Source organism: Bacillus sp. SSR7 (genome assembly GCF_055902415.1).
The window spans coordinates 99274-113578 of sequence record NZ_JBVVXV010000006.1 but is presented as its reverse complement, the minus strand read 5'-3'; the positions used below and the strand labels follow the sequence as shown (position 1 = coordinate 113578).

The following is a 14305-nucleotide window of genomic DNA, read 5'->3' as shown; positions in this document are numbered from 1 at the left end:
TAAGGTGATATGATGGAAAGAATCGTTTGGAAACCGAATATGTCTCTAGCGACGCCTCTATATAAACAAATAGAAATGTATATAAAAGAAAGAATCGTTAATGGAGAATGGACTGTTGGAACGAAATTACCTTCACAAAGAGAATTGGCATATACATTTTGTGTGAATCGAAGCACAATTGTAATGGCTTTCGATGAACTAGTTGCAAAGGGGTACATTGAAGGGAATGGCAGGAAAGGAACAATTGTTGTAAATAATAATGTGAATGCCTCCACATACGCACCCCCGCCTAATTGGCAGTCTTATGTAGAAACAGGACTTCATTATCCGAATCTGCCTGCTATTCAAGAAATAAATCAAGCTGAATTTGATCCGCATGTAATTCGTTTAGGAACAGGTGAGCTCGCGCCAAGTCTTTTACCTGAAAAAAAGATGAGAGATATTATGAATAAACTTTTAGGATCCAAGATGATACTTGGCTATGAAGAGCCGAAAGGAAATCTCTCTTTAAGGAAGAAGATTGCAGACTATTTAAAAGGACATGGTATATATGTAACGCCTGATTCTATATTAATTGTTTCAGGAGCAATTCAAGCTTTGCAACTTATTTCTATGGGGCTTCTTCCAAAAGGGGCATCCATCTTATTAGAAAAACCATCCTATTTATATTCGCTTAATGTTTTTCAATCCGCAGGAATGCGTCTCATTGGAATACCAATGGATGAGAATGGTTTACATACATCATATATTTCGAAATATAAGAAACAATTTAATGCATCTATTTTATATACAATCCCGTCTTATCATAATCCGACGAACTTTAGTATGAATACGAAGAAACGAATAGAAGTGATGGAAATATGTAATGAAATTGGGTTGCCAATTATAGAGGACGCAGTGTATCAAGACTTATGGTTTGATGAGCCAGTTTCAAAGCCTTTAAAAGCATATGATAAAAACGGAATTGTACTACATATCGGGAGTATGTCTAAAGTTATTAGTCCAGGATTAAGAATTGGATGGATTGTTGGATCTGAGCCTGTTATTCAAAGATTGGCAGACATAAAAATGCAAACAGATTATGGATCGAGTTCTATATCCCAGCAAATTGCAGCGGAATGGTTTACAAATGGATCGTATGATGAACATTTACAGTTTGTAAGAACTAAGTTGAAAAAACGCAGAGATTTTATGTTACAAATGTTAGAGAAATATTGCCATGATATAGCAACTTGGTATGAACCAGCAGGTGGTTTTTATATTTGGTTACATATGAATATCTCCGTTTCAAATCGTAGCTTATTTGATAAAGCTTTGAAAGAAAAGGTTTTATTAAATCCAGGTACTTTGTATGATAGAAGTGCAAATCAATTTTTGCGTCTATCCTATTCATACGCAACATTAGAAGAAATTGAAATGGGTATAAAAAAACTTGTACGTTTAATGAAAAAGTAAGAGGAGAATATAATGAAACAATATGTAATTTGCCAAATTATCAATGAAAAAAAATATTTAGCTGCTTATGCGGAGACGAAGCAGGAAGCAATTGAAAAAGCAGAATTGTTAGGATTACGAACGGGAAATCGATACACCGTTCTTACTGCAGAGGAAGCAGAAGGGTTAACTTATCCTTAAACAACGTATAAGAATGATGCAGAAAGTAAATAAGCCTAGTAATATATTATTACTAGGTTTATTTTTTTTGCAAGCGTTACATGGTCTCGTATAAAAGATAATAGTATTATGAGTCAAGTTGACGGAAATACCGATTTGTTTTTCGGTCTTGATTTCCATTTCTATATTCATCAATATATTTTCTGAAATTCCATGATTGTAAAAACTTATTTGCGGCGTTATAACCAGAATTGTATAGCCACTCTTTTTCTTCCATTGTTAACTCAAAGTTTGTACTAGTAATGGACCCTGTTGGGATTGTAATTGTTCTTGCTTTTGATTCCTTGTCTAAATGACGTAAATCATGGGCTTGCATCATTGTTTTAAAAAGTCCTTTGAACATGGAGATAGGCTCGTTGTAGTGGGCTGGGTCAGCTTGAATCTCATCTTTTACGAAATGAAACCCAAAAGTCGGCCAGCGGGGAGAGGTAGGGGAGTCGAAAATCCAAATTGGATAATTGCTTAAAATCCCTCCATCAACCATATAACAAGGTTGCTTCCATTTTGGGGTTCTCCATTTTACCGGTTCAAAAAAGAAGGGGATTGTACTACTCATTCTTACAGCCTTAGCAATAGAGAAGCGATAATTTAAAAATCCGTAGTTTGGTAAGTCATCGGGAAAGATAACCATTTTACCATTACTGATATCAGAAGCGATAATTTTAAGCTTATTTAAATCAGGTAAATCTGTAAATAAGTGAACTCCTTTTTTTCGCAGTAATTCTTCAATCCATTCTTCTATAAAAATATTAGAGTAAATACCAAGAGTAGTCCATGCGCTTAATCCTTTTCCGATAAATGGGATTCTGTCAATAAAGGTTTTCTTCGTAAATTTATTATAATCAATATCCGTTATAATCGTTTTTAGCTCTGAGCAAGAGTATCCTGCTGCTAGGAGCGCAGCGATAATCGAACCAGCTGATGTTCCAGCTACACGTTCCCATTCATAGCCTTTTTCAGCTAACGCACAAATTGCCCCTACATGCGCAATTCCGCGTACACCGCCTCCTTCAAAAACACCATCAATCTTCATAAAATCATACTTCCTTTCACATAAAATATTTGAAAATGGCAAAAAAGCACGTATTGTACGTGCTTTTTTACAATAGTTTTTAAATTTACTAGCAGCCTACAAAGCCGCCCCAACAGCTAGCTCCGATGATGATTAGAAGGATGAATAAAACGATTAATAAAGCGAAACCTCCATAACCACATCCACCACAACTACCGCCGTAACCGCCGTAACCGTAACCGCCGCAACTATATCCGTAACCCATGTGGAATTCCTCCTTATATTAAAAATAAAAATGAACGAGGGGAAAATGTACTGGAAGAAATAATGAACTATCGTGTTTGTAGGAACAATGTATACTATGCTTTTTTAAACTTGTTCGCGTATGAAGGAAGAGCCCGTTTTTTGGAGGCTTGTTGTTTTTATAAAGAATGGAGTATAATTTTTGTGCGATGATACAAATAAGTATGTAAATATAAGGAGAATGTATGAATAAACAAATTGAAGTATTAATTGATAAATATGGGCTGACGCATTTAAAAGAGGAACTTATGAATACTGTATTTCCTTGTATAAAAGTTGTGCCAAAGCAGGAGGAAACAGTAGCGATAGGTAGTTCGAAAATGGGAGGGGTTCCTGACTTGCCATTTACATTTGAATATCCAACGCATAAAGGAAATCCGTTACAGTTTATTGCACAATTTAATTTAAAGGATTTACAAAATGTTGGTATGGTTCATGATCTTCCTAAGACAGGGATGTTATATTTCTTTAGCGTTGAAAATTACTTTGAAGAAGATGTGAATCCAACCGAAGCGGGACGTGTGCTTTATTATGATGTTCCTGTTGAGCAATTACGGAGAGCGGATGAATTGCAAACGAATTATAACCAGTGTGCGACTACTTTTGAACTGACATATAAATTGCCAGAGCTTTTCATTGAAGATGAGGATGATTCAGATCGTTTCTTACAATTACTTGAAGAGCTAATCCCAGATAACTACGATAACCATCAAATATTTGGTGAGCCATTTTCTGTACAAGATGAGGTATTGTACGAAACTGGACAGTATATGGAAATAGACCCACAGCAAATAACGCTTTTATTCCAAATTGACTCAGATACTAAAAATTGTAATATGATGTGGGGAGATTTAGGGATGCTTTATTTCTGCATTGGAAATGAAGACTTGAAAAATCGACGTTTTGAAAATGCATGTTGTGTATTACAAACTTGTTAAGGAAGAAGGTTGTTCTTATAAAAAGAACAGCCTTTTTACAATGTTAAATATGCATAATCTCATATGACCTATACGAAAAAGTATTGTATACTCTGAAACTATACGATACTTTTTCGTATAGTTATAGAATGTAAGGAGTGACATGATGGGAAAGACAAGTAAGTATGTGACAGCTGCCGCACTTTGTTCAACGATAGTAATGGGAGGCTTACAGGCTTCATCTGTATCTTATGCAGCTACGAATTCAACTGTAGCGACATCACAATCAGATGCAAAGTTGTTAAATGATTTTAGAAAAGAATTAAAAAAACAGGTTGATAATCGAGAAGAAAATATTACAATCACATATAAAACGAAAGATAGAAATGCTAGAAATGTGATGGACCAATTGTATGGCGAGTTTAATAAAATTGTAGATGTAGACGAGTATGTAAAATATAATGTAGCCTCTACTAAATATTCTATTAAAGGGCTACCAGGAAACTATACGTTTACACTGCAAGTTAAGTACCGTGAATCAAAAGAGCAAACACGATATGTAAAATCCCAGGCGAAAGCGATTATAGGCTCGATTGTAAAACCAGGAATGGATGAGCATGAGAAAGTAAAAGCTATTCATGATTACGTTGTAAAACATGTATCGTATGATACGTCTTATGGAGCATATACAGCATATGAAGCGTTAGCGAATCGTTCTGCCGTTTGCCAAGGATATACGTTATTAACATATGAATTGCTAAAAGAAGCGGGTATCCAAAACCATATTGTAACAGGTACAGGAAATGGACAAGCTCACGCATGGAATTTAGTAAACATTGAAAACAAATGGTATCATCTTGATACTACATTCGATGATCCGGTACCGGATAAAGCTGGGCGTGTAACATATTCATATTTTAATATGTCTGATGAACAATTAAGTAAAGATCACGACTGGGATCGTAGTAAATATCCAGCAGCAACTACAAGTTACTTTGGGGAATTAACAAACAAAATAAAAACGGGTAGTCCAAAAACTGCTGCATATGAACAAATGTTAAAAGAAACAAATTTAAAATACTTATCTGCACAATACGGGGCAGAAAATTACAGTGAATTTAAGAAAAAACTACAGCAACAATTCGCTTCTAAGCCAGAAAAGGTAGAAGTACGATATAAGCAATCTATGGATGGAACAATGCAAGATATAAAGAAAGTGTTAAATGAAATAAATTGGCCAAAAGGTGCAAAGCGTGTATCTTATCAAGTAGCACCTTATAGTGCGATGGCAGATTATTCATTAGCGACAATTACATTTACGTATTAAGCAATGAAAAAGAGCATCTGTAAAAGGTGCTCTTTTTATATTTGTTTATCACTTTAAAATATTGGGAATTATGTGATAAAATAACAAGGAGAGGATGTGAATGCTGAATGAACTTCTTCGAAAGTAATATATTTACATTGATATATACTTGTTTAGTAATCGGACTTATCGTTTTGTTTTTCATATCATTTACTTTGTTTATTAGAAGAGTATTACAAAGCAGTGCTGCAAAGAAACACCACGCGATTAATATGAACCAGAAGCTAGATCGAATTATTGAATTGCTTGAAAAAGATAAGAAATAGTGATAGAAGAAGTATGAAAAGGGGAAAGAGAATGGCTAATTATATAAAAGAATTACGTGAAAAAGTAGGACATGATTATGTTTTCTTAAACTTTGCCGGTGGTTGTGTATTTAATAAAGAAGGAGAAGTATTACTGCAAAAAAGAGGAGACTTTAACGCTTGGGGCTTTCCAGGTGGCGCAATGGAGATAGGAGAATCGGCTGCGGAAACTGCAATTCGAGAAATAAAAGAAGAAACCGGGTATGATGTAGAAATAAATGAGCTTATTGGAGTGTATACAAAATATTTTCAATCGTATCCAAATGGAGACAAGGCACAGTCAATTACAATGTTCTTTTCATTCTCAATAGTTGGAGGCGACAAAAAAGTAGATGGTAATGAAACGTTGGATTTGAAGTTTTTCCCGTTGAACGACATACCACCGTTGTTTTGTAAACAGCATGAAGATTGCCTGCAAGATTTATTGGAGAAAAGAGTAGGGGTATATCGTTAACATATAAAAAAGAAGCTAAATGAGATTAGCTTCTTTTTATGTTTTACTTACTTCCACCAATCATCAAACATAGATGCTGGAACTTGTCTCTTATGTTCGCTCACTGTGTAACGTTTTTCAATTTTTTCTGCAACGTCAGTTGGAACTGCTTTACCTTCTAAATAGTCATCAAGTTGATCGTACGTAATACCTAACTCTGTTTCATCAGCTTGACCTGGTTTTTCATCTAATAAATCAGCTGTTGGCATTTTTAAGTAAAGTCGCTCATCCGCACCTAATTCTTGTAATAAGGCACGTCCTTGACGTTTCGTTAGTCCCGTTAATGGTAATAGGTCTGCACCACCATCTCCGAATTTTGTAAAGAATCCTGTGACAGCTTCTGCGGCGTGATCTGTTCCGATAACAAGGAGACCGTTTTGTCCACCGATTGCATATTGTGTAACCATGCGGATACGTGCTTTCACGTTACCTTTATTGAAATCTGTTAATGATTCACCTAATAAGTTTTCGTATTGATTTGAGAAAGCATCAACTGTTGACGCGATATCAAATGCAACAGATTGATCAGCTTGAATAAATTGTAATGCTAATTGTGCATCGTCTTCGTCTTTTTGCACTTTATAAGGAAGGCGCACGGCGATAAACGTTGCGTTACCACCTTCATTACGAATTTCCTCCACTGCAAGCTGAGCTAAACGTCCAGCTAATGTAGAGTCTTGTCCGCCACTAATTCCAAGTACAAATCCTTTCGCACCTGTTTTTTTTACATAATCTTTTAAGAAATCAACACGTTTACGGATTTCTGCTTTCGGATCAATTACAGGTTGAACGTGTAATGCTTTCATAATCTGTTCTTGCAATGTCATTATGTTTTCCTCCTATTCATATTAAAGCGGTAAATAAGTTTATATGTATATTGGTACATACTTCTATCCTTTATTATTTCGCAAAATTAACGAATATACAATAGGATGTGTGTATGAATATGAATGTAGTCATTATAATGAAAGTGTTTCATTTAAGCAATTTTTTTGAAACCTTTCAATAATGTAAGGTTTTTGTCATTTGAATCGATGGAAGGTATTTCCGTACTTTACTAATATAAGAACATAGTTAGTAGAAGGGCGGAGAAGTAATATGAATATTAGAGAACTCGCATATCGGAATGTGACGCGAAATAGACGAACATATTCAGCATATTTTTTAAGTAGTGCATTTGCTATTATGGCCTTTTTTGTGTATTCATTTTTTGCGTTTCATCCGGCATTAAGTGCTGGACAATTAGGCAAGTACGTGTTCGTAAGTATGTCTTTTGCACAGTCCATTATTTACTTATTTACATTTTTCTTTATTTTATATTCGATGGGAATGTTTTTAAAAACGAGAAAGCGTGAACTAGGAATTTTAATGATGTTAGGTATGACGAAATATCAATTAAAGCGTCTTATCTTTTTTGAAAATATTATGATTGGGATAGGAGCAATTATTTTTGGAATTCTAGCAGGAATGTTATTTTCTGGAGTATTACTATTTGTAGCTCCCATGATATTAAAGTTAGATATTTCCTTACCTTATTACATTCCAATGAAAGCCATTGTTGTAACGAGTATTATGTTTTTTGTATTATTTATGATCATTTCATTGTTTAGTGCAGGAATGATTCGAAAAAATAAAATTATGAAATTGTTTAGAGGATCGGCAGAAGCGAAGCCGGAACCGAAAGCATCCATTATTTCTTCTATATTAGCAGTCATATTGCTTAGTGCGGGATATGCAGGAGCACTTATGTCACACGGTGCAATGGTATTTATCATGATGATTCCTGTTACAACGGTAGTCATTATTGGTACGTATTTGCTGTATAAGCAGTTGAGTGTCTTTATTATTAGACTATGTAAAAAAAGTAAACGTTTCTATTGGACACAGACAAATATTATTACGTTGTCAGATTTAGCTTACCGTATGAGAGATAACGCAAGAATGTTCTTTATTGTAACCATCATTTCAACTGTAGCATTTTCAGCAATAGGTACATTAGTTGGCTTTACATCAATGACAAAGGCGATTATGGAGAGACCAATTGCGTTTCACTATCATTCTAAGCAAGGAAATAGTAATGAATCACAGCATTTGAAGATGATTGACGAAGGGTTAAAGAAACATAGTATAGCAGCTTCAAAAACTAATATTTCAACGAAGAAAACGGAGGAGCAGTCGTTAAGAAGCGCCACGTTTATAAAGGAATCAGACTATAAGGAATATGCGAAGTTAACAGGAGAACCTTTTCATGCGGTATCAAAAAAAGAAGTTTTATTTTTGACAGTTGATATACCAGGACCACCGATGAAAGAAAGAAAAGAAATTACGTTACCGCATTTGAATGAACGATTAAAAGTGAAAAAAGTTAATACTTCTTCATTAAGTAAAATAATAAGAGGTAACATTTATGTAATCTCTAACAATCAGTATGATGCATTACAAGATGGATTTAAAGAGGAAAAAGATTATGTGTACAAAACAGAAGGAAAGAAAGATGAAATTGAGGTTGGTAAAGAACTAACGCATCAGATGAAGCCTTATGAAGAACATACAACGTTTAGTGCAGAAGAGTACGAACAAAACCAAAGTTTACAAATTGCAGGACCAATTCTATTTGTAGGTTTCTTTATTGGTATTGTATTTTTCGTATGTGCAGGAAGCTTCCTTTATTTCCGTTTGTTTTCTGACTTAGAGGATGATACTCGTTTGTTTGAAATGATTCGAAAAGTAGGCTTAACGAGCGGGGAATTATCGAAAGTAGTTACAATCCGATTGGGACTTTTATTCTTTGTTCCAATATGTGTTGCAACATTACACGGGGCAGTAGCGTTAACTGCACTCGGACAAATGTTTGAGTACTCACTATTTAAAGAAAATGCCATTGTATTAAGTATTTTCATAGGAATTCAAGTTGTATACTTCTTACTGATTCGATCTCGTTATTTAAAACAATTGAAAGAGAGATTACGTATTCGTTAAATGTGTTTTTTTAACTTGAGTACAAAATTTTCTAAAAAGAGGCAAGTATTACCAAAAAGTGATAAAATGGAAAAAGCGAGGTGGAAAAATTAATAAAAGTAAGGGGGGGAGTAATATGAAAGCAACAGGAGTTATTCGAAAAGTAGACGAATTAGGACGAATTGTTATTCCTAAAGAATTACGTGATGTATTGGGAATACAAATCAAATCACCACTTGAAATTTTCGTAGAAGAAGATAAAGTCATTTTACAAAAATATCAACCTTACAATGCTTGTCAAATAACAGGTGATGTTTCAAATCAAAACATATCATTAGCAAATGGAAACATTACTGTTAGTATAGATGGAGCGAAATATTTAATAAAAGAAATAGAAAAGTTTTTAAACAAGAGTGAGGTTTAGTCTTGATTCAAATTATTTTTAAAATTCCATATCATTCTTTAAAAACTATAAAAGGACCATTCAATTGGTCCTTTTATTTATCTCGTAATTTTTCGTGTCTAAAAATTACGAGATAAATAAAGTGAAACTTTAATCAGTGGGGGGGCTTTATCCCCCACTGATTATCAGCCCTCACCAATCGAGCTGCCCATTAAAGCGGGATAAAAGAGTAGTATAAAATTTGTAAGCCTTATTGAGAAACATTTTTAAGAAAGGAAAACGAAACACATAAAACGAATGTTACATATAAGTGTTTTCAAAAGTGGTCTGAAATGAAAATAATATATTTTCAGGAGGGATTACGATGAATAGTAGTACAGCGAATAAACAAAAAGGTATACAATTAATTCCTTTTACAGTAGATAAGGTGGTTGAACAAGTAAATGAAATTCCGCCAGGTGTGCAACTCATTCATGCTCCGCAAGTATGGGAGAAGAGTGCGAAAGGAAAAGATATTGTTGTTGCCGTATTAGATACAGGGTGTGATATGAATCATATAGATTTAAAGGATCGTATTATCGGTGGAAGAAATTTCACGAAAGATTACGAAGGGGATCCAAATATATATCTTGATAATAACGGACACGGTACTCATGTAGCTGGGACAATTGCAGCGACTGAAAATGGTGTAGGTGTTTTAGGGGTCGCACCACTCGCTAAAATGTTAGTGTTAAAGGTTTTAGCAGGAGATGGTTCTGGAAGTTATGAGCAAATTATTGAGGCAATTCATTATGCTGTAAATTGGAGAGGACCTAATAAAGAAAGAGTTAGAGTCATTTCCATGTCACTTGGTGGCCCACAAGACGTTCCAGAATTACATGAGGCAATTCAAAATGCGGTAAAGCAAGATGTTCTCGTCGTATGTGCTGCTGGGAATAATGGAGATTGTAATGATAATACGGAGGAACTAGATTTCCCAGGTGCATACTCAGAAGTAATTGAAGTCGGTGCCGTCAATTTAGAGCGGAAAATCGCATGTTTTAGTAATTCAAATCAAGAAATTGATTTAGTGGCACCAGGCGATGGAATATTATCTACGTATCCTGAGGGGAAATATGCGGTATTAAGTGGAACTTCTATGGCCACACCGCATGTCGCTGGAGCGCTGGCATTGCTCATAAAGCAGTGTGAAAGGGAATATGGTAGAAAGTTATCAGAACCAGAAATATATGCACAACTTATTAAAAGAACTGTACCTTTAGGATATGAACGTACATCTGAAGGGAATGGTTTATTAGATTTATTAAAAGAATAGAACATACAAAAAACATCTCATAATTTTATGAGATGTTTTTTAGTATGGTTCTGTCGCATGTATTATGACATCTAATAAACCGGGGAATCTAGCATTTAAGTCATCTTCACGAATTGAAATGAAACGTTGAGTTCCTTCAAGGCGTGTATACATAACACCGGATTCACGTAAAACTTTGAAATGGTGTGATAAAGTTGATTTCGCGATTGGGATGTTTAACGCGCCACAAGATTGTTCGTTTTTTTCTAGTAGCATAGTTACAATTTGTAAACGAATTTGATCGCTAAGTGCATATAGAACAGAAGAGAATTGAATTTCTTCTCGATTTGGATGATAGAGAGTACGCATTTTTTCACCTGCTTGTATAAGTTAATATATTTGCACTATAACATATAAAGTGGTATATTTCTATTGTTCGAATATATTCGAACAATAGAAATATAGGGGGAGAAAAAATGAAGTATACAAAATTGCAAAAGGCAGGACTACATATTTCAAAATTGGGGTTAGGAACAAACGCTGTGGGGGGACATAATTTATATGCTGATGTGAATGAGGGAGAAGGAAAACAATTAATAGAAGAAGCTATGGGGCAAGGGATTACCTTTATTGATACAGCAGATTCATACGGTTTCGGCAGATCAGAAGAATTGGTAGGGGAAGTATTGAAGGGAAAACGTCATGAAGTTGTACTTGCTACAAAAGGTGGAATACAGCCCTTATTAAATGGAGAGGTTTATATGAATAATGAACCAAGCTATTTAAGAAATGCTGTGGAAAATAGCTTAAGAAGATTGCAAACTGATTATATTGATTTATATTATTTACATTTTACAAATCCAGAAACAAGTTACATAGATTCAATTGGAGAACTTACTCGCCTAAAAGAAGAAGGGAAAATTCGTTCAATTGGCATATCTAACGTAAACGTAGAGCAATTAAAAGAAGCGAATCAGCATGGACACATAGATGTTGTACAATCACCGTATAATATGTTAGATCGTACTGCTGGGCAAGAACTTTTGCCATATTGTATAGAATCAGGTATTTCATTTATTCCTTACGGGCCTCTTGCTTTTGGGATACTAGGCGGTAAATATACAGAAGATTTTAAATTGAATAAAGGAGATTGGCGTCAAAGTGTAAATCTATTTGAAGAGAATACATATAAGAGCAACTTTAAGAAAGTTGAAAAGTTAAAAGACATAGCTAAAGAAAAGGATCTCGAATTATCGCATGTAGCTTTAGCATGGTTATTAAACCAAAAAGGAATTGATACTGTTATTCCTGGTGGGAAACGAGCGGAGCAAATAAGAGAAAGTGTAAGAGCGGTGGAAGTTTCATTGAATGAAGATGTCATGAAAGAGATTGAATCTATTTTAGAAGATTAGTTGAAAGGAGGGATAATTCCCTACTTTTATATAAAAGGAGAAGATTTAAATGAAAAGAGTACTAGCTGTATTCTTTACAATCATGTTTATGATCGGTACCGATACTTTCTTAATTTCACCACTTTTACCCACATTACAACAGGTGTATCATATTTCAACTGAGTTGTCAGGGTGGATGGTGAGTTCATATGCTTTAGGATATGCTGCATTTGCACTTATCGCTGGTCCTATATCAGATAGTTTAAACAGAAAAAAAGTGATGGTAATAGGAATGAGTTTTTTTGCGTTAAGTACGTTTTTATGTGGAATTGCACCGAGTTTTCTATGGATGTTAATATTTAGATTTTTAGCAGGTGTAAGTGCAGCCTTTGTATCTCCACAAGTGTGGGCATCTATTCCACTGCTTATAGAGAAGGAACAAATTGTAAAGGCAATTGGGATTGCAACAGCAGGATTGTCACTCTCTCAAATTTTAGGACTGCCAGTTGGATCATATTTAGCAATGATACACTATACAACACCATTCTTTATCATTGGTATATTATCAGCACTACTTGTTATTCTTATTTATGGAGTATTACCAGAAATACAACCGGTTCATATAAGAGAAAAGAAAACAAATATCTTAAAGCGCTATAAACAATTACTTTCAGATTCTAAGGTTTCACTTTCTTATTTTGCATATTTTGTTTTTCAAACTGGTAATTTTGCTGCATTTTCATTCTTCGGTGTGTGGCTGTCTATTCAATTTGGCTTGCAAATTCATGAAATAGGCACAGCTATGCTCGTATTAGGATTAGGAAATTTAACTGGTAATATTTTTGGACCTAGAATCGTAAATAAAATTGGTTATAACCTTTCATTCTATGGTGGAATTATATTTACAGCAGTTCTATATACATTACTTCCTCATGTAAACAACATTATAATGGTGGAGTTATTATTCTTTGTTTTGTTTTTTGTGACAGGAATTTTGTTTGTATTAATGATGAGGCACTTACAAAACATATCTATCGTAGCAAGAGGAACAGGAGCGGCTCTAGCTAATGCTTCTATGTATATTGGTCAAATGATTGGAGCGGCAATGGCAGGAATGTTATTTGCAGCATCTCACAATTTTATATTTGTAGGTAGTTTTACTGCGTTATTATATATTTTAGCTTTATTTCTGTTTAGAAAAAGTGAAAGACTAACTGAGAATCGTGAAACAGGAATTGCGTCATAAAGTCTTTACAAATAAAAAAAGCCCAAAAATAAAAATCCCTATAGAGATAGGGATTAATATATCGGCATATAGCTCCTTGGAAAAGGATATACTGAGTATAACATATAGGACTACTTATAATTGTGAAATAGATGTGAAAGTAATGTGAAAAATAACATAATAAAAAGCACTGTTTTAGCTAATGAACTAAAACAGTGCTTTTCTCTTTGATTGAACAGTTGCTGCATTTTCATCATGTATGCCTGCATCTTTAATAATTCGTTGTTTAGCTTTATTTAATAGATGGTTTACTGCTTCTCCAAAATAGTTAGCTTCGCTTTTTGTGCGGGCTTCTCGTAAACATTTATAGTTTTCTAGCAGTTCCTCTTTTTCAGTGTCTGTTAAGAAATCTTCTATTTTCTTTTTTGTCATACGAAACACCCTTTCTTCTGACAAACGACGCAATAGAAAATATTTATTGTTTATTATAGCAATAATTTTCAAAAAAAGTATAGACTAACGTCGCAATAATTTGTCAATTTCTTGAATCTTCTCATCAGCTTTCCCGATTTGCGTATTTTTAGCCTGTTCGCCACCAAGAGCTTGATGTAGTAAAAAAGTCTGACCGGAAATAGCAGTCACAATGGATACTTTTATAATTTCTTTTATTAAGGTGACATCAAATAAAACGAGTCCAAGAAGTGCAGCTAGACTACCAGTGAAAATATCAGTCAAAAACCCAAAGTGAAAAAAAGTCTTCAAACGGCGTGGAAGCAATAACTTACCTTGGTTATTGATTAGATGGGAAACGAAACCGGTGATGCCACCAACGAGTATAGCAGTTAGCCATTGATACATTTCCATCGAATCCACTCCTTTTAGTGAATAAGATTCGATTATTTTATATTGATTCCTTTTAATATTTCATAGAAGCATATTGAGAAAGTTTGTTTGGGGGTATTAC

At 34.3% G+C, this 14305-nt stretch carries 17 protein-coding genes; 11 read left to right on the top strand and 6 right to left on the bottom strand.

The window, feature by feature from the left end; translation table 11 throughout:
* Window positions 1–9 precede the first annotated feature (9 nt).
* Both AC0NJG_RS13610 and AC0NJG_RS13605 read left to right on the top strand, forming a co-directional pair.
* Entirely contained in the window at window positions 10–1455 is a 1446-nt protein-coding gene (locus tag AC0NJG_RS13610) for an aminotransferase-like domain-containing protein (protein WP_140168470.1), read from the top strand.
* A gap of 12 nt (window positions 1456–1467) precedes the next feature.
* Entirely contained in the window at window positions 1468–1635 is a 168-nt protein-coding gene (locus tag AC0NJG_RS13605; RefSeq protein WP_474063145.1) for a DUF3933 family protein, read from the top strand.
* Window positions 1636–1741: 106 nt separating this feature from the next.
* Here the strand turns inward: AC0NJG_RS13605 and AC0NJG_RS13600 are convergent, their stop codons facing one another.
* Window positions 1742–2707, bottom strand: coding sequence for a patatin-like phospholipase family protein (locus AC0NJG_RS13600; RefSeq protein ID WP_087994520.1), 966 nt, complete (start codon window positions 2705–2707; stop codon window positions 1742–1744).
* An 88-nt stretch (window positions 2708–2795) separates the two neighbouring features.
* Window positions 2796–2951: a YjcZ family sporulation protein gene (locus tag AC0NJG_RS13595; RefSeq protein WP_000540426.1), complete on the bottom strand. Its 156-nt coding sequence runs from the start codon at window positions 2949–2951 to the stop codon at window positions 2796–2798.
* A 223-nt stretch (window positions 2952–3174) separates the two neighbouring features.
* Here AC0NJG_RS13595 and AC0NJG_RS13590 point away from each other — a divergent pair, with 223 nt between their 5' ends.
* From AC0NJG_RS13590 to AC0NJG_RS13575, 4 genes are all read left to right on the top strand, one after another.
* Window positions 3175–3927, top strand: a complete 753-nt coding sequence (locus AC0NJG_RS13590) for a YwqG family protein (protein WP_087952865.1) — start codon at window positions 3175–3177, stop codon at window positions 3925–3927.
* Window positions 3928–4072: 145 nt separating this feature from the next.
* The gene (locus AC0NJG_RS13585) at window positions 4073–5233 is read left to right on the top strand and encodes a transglutaminase domain-containing protein (RefSeq protein WP_474063144.1); all 1161 of its coding nucleotides are present in this window, start codon (window positions 4073–4075) and stop codon (window positions 5231–5233) included.
* A 107-nt stretch (window positions 5234–5340) separates the two neighbouring features.
* Window positions 5341–5538, top strand: coding sequence for a DUF4083 domain-containing protein (locus AC0NJG_RS13580; RefSeq protein WP_014893815.1), 198 nt, complete (start codon window positions 5341–5343; stop codon window positions 5536–5538).
* A gap of 31 nt (window positions 5539–5569) precedes the next feature.
* Entirely contained in the window at window positions 5570–6031 is a 462-nt protein-coding gene (locus AC0NJG_RS13575; protein WP_087994521.1) for an NUDIX hydrolase, read from the top strand.
* 47 nt (window positions 6032–6078) lie between these two features.
* Here AC0NJG_RS13575 and nadE read toward each other — a convergent pair whose 3' ends face one another.
* A complete protein-coding gene (nadE, locus tag AC0NJG_RS13570; RefSeq protein WP_000174881.1) occupies window positions 6079–6897 on the bottom strand; it encodes an ammonia-dependent NAD(+) synthetase in 819 nt (272 codons plus the stop codon).
* A gap of 271 nt (window positions 6898–7168) precedes the next feature.
* On the opposite strand from nadE, the gene AC0NJG_RS13565 reads away from it, so the two are divergent.
* From AC0NJG_RS13565 to AC0NJG_RS13555, 3 genes are all read left to right on the top strand, one after another.
* Complete coding sequence (locus AC0NJG_RS13565; RefSeq protein WP_087952859.1) at window positions 7169–9049, top strand: FtsX-like permease family protein; 1881 nt, start codon at window positions 7169–7171, stop codon at window positions 9047–9049.
* Window positions 9050–9164: 115 nt separating this feature from the next.
* Complete coding sequence (locus AC0NJG_RS13560; protein ID WP_000648331.1) at window positions 9165–9452, top strand: AbrB/MazE/SpoVT family DNA-binding domain-containing protein; 288 nt, start codon at window positions 9165–9167, stop codon at window positions 9450–9452.
* A gap of 343 nt (window positions 9453–9795) precedes the next feature.
* The gene (locus tag AC0NJG_RS13555; RefSeq protein WP_001089039.1) at window positions 9796–10746 is read left to right on the top strand and encodes a serine protease; all 951 of its coding nucleotides are present in this window, start codon (window positions 9796–9798) and stop codon (window positions 10744–10746) included.
* 39 nt (window positions 10747–10785) lie between these two features.
* Here the strand turns inward: AC0NJG_RS13555 and AC0NJG_RS13550 are convergent, their stop codons facing one another.
* Window positions 10786–11094 (bottom strand): ArsR/SmtB family transcription factor, encoded by a 309-nt coding sequence (locus tag AC0NJG_RS13550; protein WP_001259915.1) that lies wholly within the window; start codon window positions 11092–11094, stop codon window positions 10786–10788.
* Window positions 11095–11201: 107 nt separating this feature from the next.
* Here AC0NJG_RS13550 and AC0NJG_RS13545 point away from each other — a divergent pair, with 107 nt between their 5' ends.
* Window positions 11202–12137 carry an aldo/keto reductase gene (locus AC0NJG_RS13545; protein WP_087952857.1) on the top strand — a complete coding sequence of 312 codons (936 nt, stop codon included), beginning with the start codon at window positions 11202–11204 and terminating at the stop codon, window positions 12135–12137.
* A gap of 49 nt (window positions 12138–12186) precedes the next feature.
* The gene (locus AC0NJG_RS13540; RefSeq protein WP_088327306.1) at window positions 12187–13362 is read left to right on the top strand and encodes an MFS transporter; all 1176 of its coding nucleotides are present in this window, start codon (window positions 12187–12189) and stop codon (window positions 13360–13362) included.
* Window positions 13363–13548: 186 nt separating this feature from the next.
* Here the strand turns inward: AC0NJG_RS13540 and AC0NJG_RS13535 are convergent, their stop codons facing one another.
* Window positions 13549–13773: a hypothetical protein gene (locus AC0NJG_RS13535; RefSeq protein WP_000162601.1), complete on the bottom strand. Its 225-nt coding sequence runs from the start codon at window positions 13771–13773 to the stop codon at window positions 13549–13551.
* Between the two features lie 84 nt (window positions 13774–13857).
* Entirely contained in the window at window positions 13858–14205 is a 348-nt protein-coding gene (locus tag AC0NJG_RS13530) for a DUF4257 domain-containing protein (protein ID WP_000426313.1), read from the bottom strand.
* Window positions 14206–14305: the final 100 nt, after the last annotated feature.

What these genes read in the sequence shown, in the direction of transcription:
- AC0NJG_RS13600 (WP_087994520.1), bottom strand. Translation starts at nt 2,707, where the DNA reads ATGAAGATTGATGGTGTTTTTGAAGGAGGCGGTGTACGCGGAATTGCG.
- AC0NJG_RS13595 (WP_000540426.1), bottom strand. Translation starts at nt 2,951, where the DNA reads ATGGGTTACGGATATAGTTGCGGCGGTTACGGTTACGGCGGTTACGGC.
- AC0NJG_RS13575 (WP_087994521.1), top strand. Translation starts at nt 5,570, where the DNA reads ATGGCTAATTATATAAAAGAATTACGTGAAAAAGTAGGACATGATTAT.
- nadE (WP_000174881.1), bottom strand. Translation starts at nt 6,897, where the DNA reads ATGACATTGCAAGAACAGATTATGAAAGCATTACACGTTCAACCTGTA.
- AC0NJG_RS13545 (WP_087952857.1), top strand. Translation starts at nt 11,202, where the DNA reads ATGAAGTATACAAAATTGCAAAAGGCAGGACTACATATTTCAAAATTG.
- AC0NJG_RS13580 (WP_014893815.1), top strand. Translation starts at nt 5,341, where the DNA reads ATGAACTTCTTCGAAAGTAATATATTTACATTGATATATACTTGTTTA.
- AC0NJG_RS13555 (WP_001089039.1), top strand. Translation starts at nt 9,796, where the DNA reads ATGAATAGTAGTACAGCGAATAAACAAAAAGGTATACAATTAATTCCT.
- AC0NJG_RS13560 (WP_000648331.1), top strand. Translation starts at nt 9,165, where the DNA reads ATGAAAGCAACAGGAGTTATTCGAAAAGTAGACGAATTAGGACGAATT.
- AC0NJG_RS13535 (WP_000162601.1), bottom strand. Translation starts at nt 13,773, where the DNA reads ATGACAAAAAAGAAAATAGAAGATTTCTTAACAGACACTGAAAAAGAG.
- AC0NJG_RS13590 (WP_087952865.1), top strand. Translation starts at nt 3,175, where the DNA reads ATGAATAAACAAATTGAAGTATTAATTGATAAATATGGGCTGACGCAT.
- AC0NJG_RS13540 (WP_088327306.1), top strand. Translation starts at nt 12,187, where the DNA reads ATGAAAAGAGTACTAGCTGTATTCTTTACAATCATGTTTATGATCGGT.
- AC0NJG_RS13610 (WP_140168470.1), top strand. Translation starts at nt 10, where the DNA reads ATGATGGAAAGAATCGTTTGGAAACCGAATATGTCTCTAGCGACGCCT.
- AC0NJG_RS13565 (WP_087952859.1), top strand. Translation starts at nt 7,169, where the DNA reads ATGAATATTAGAGAACTCGCATATCGGAATGTGACGCGAAATAGACGA.
- AC0NJG_RS13605 (WP_474063145.1), top strand. Translation starts at nt 1,468, where the DNA reads ATGAAACAATATGTAATTTGCCAAATTATCAATGAAAAAAAATATTTA.
- AC0NJG_RS13530 (WP_000426313.1), bottom strand. Translation starts at nt 14,205, where the DNA reads ATGGAAATGTATCAATGGCTAACTGCTATACTCGTTGGTGGCATCACC.
- AC0NJG_RS13550 (WP_001259915.1), bottom strand. Translation starts at nt 11,094, where the DNA reads ATGCGTACTCTCTATCATCCAAATCGAGAAGAAATTCAATTCTCTTCT.
- AC0NJG_RS13585 (WP_474063144.1), top strand. Translation starts at nt 4,073, where the DNA reads ATGGGAAAGACAAGTAAGTATGTGACAGCTGCCGCACTTTGTTCAACG.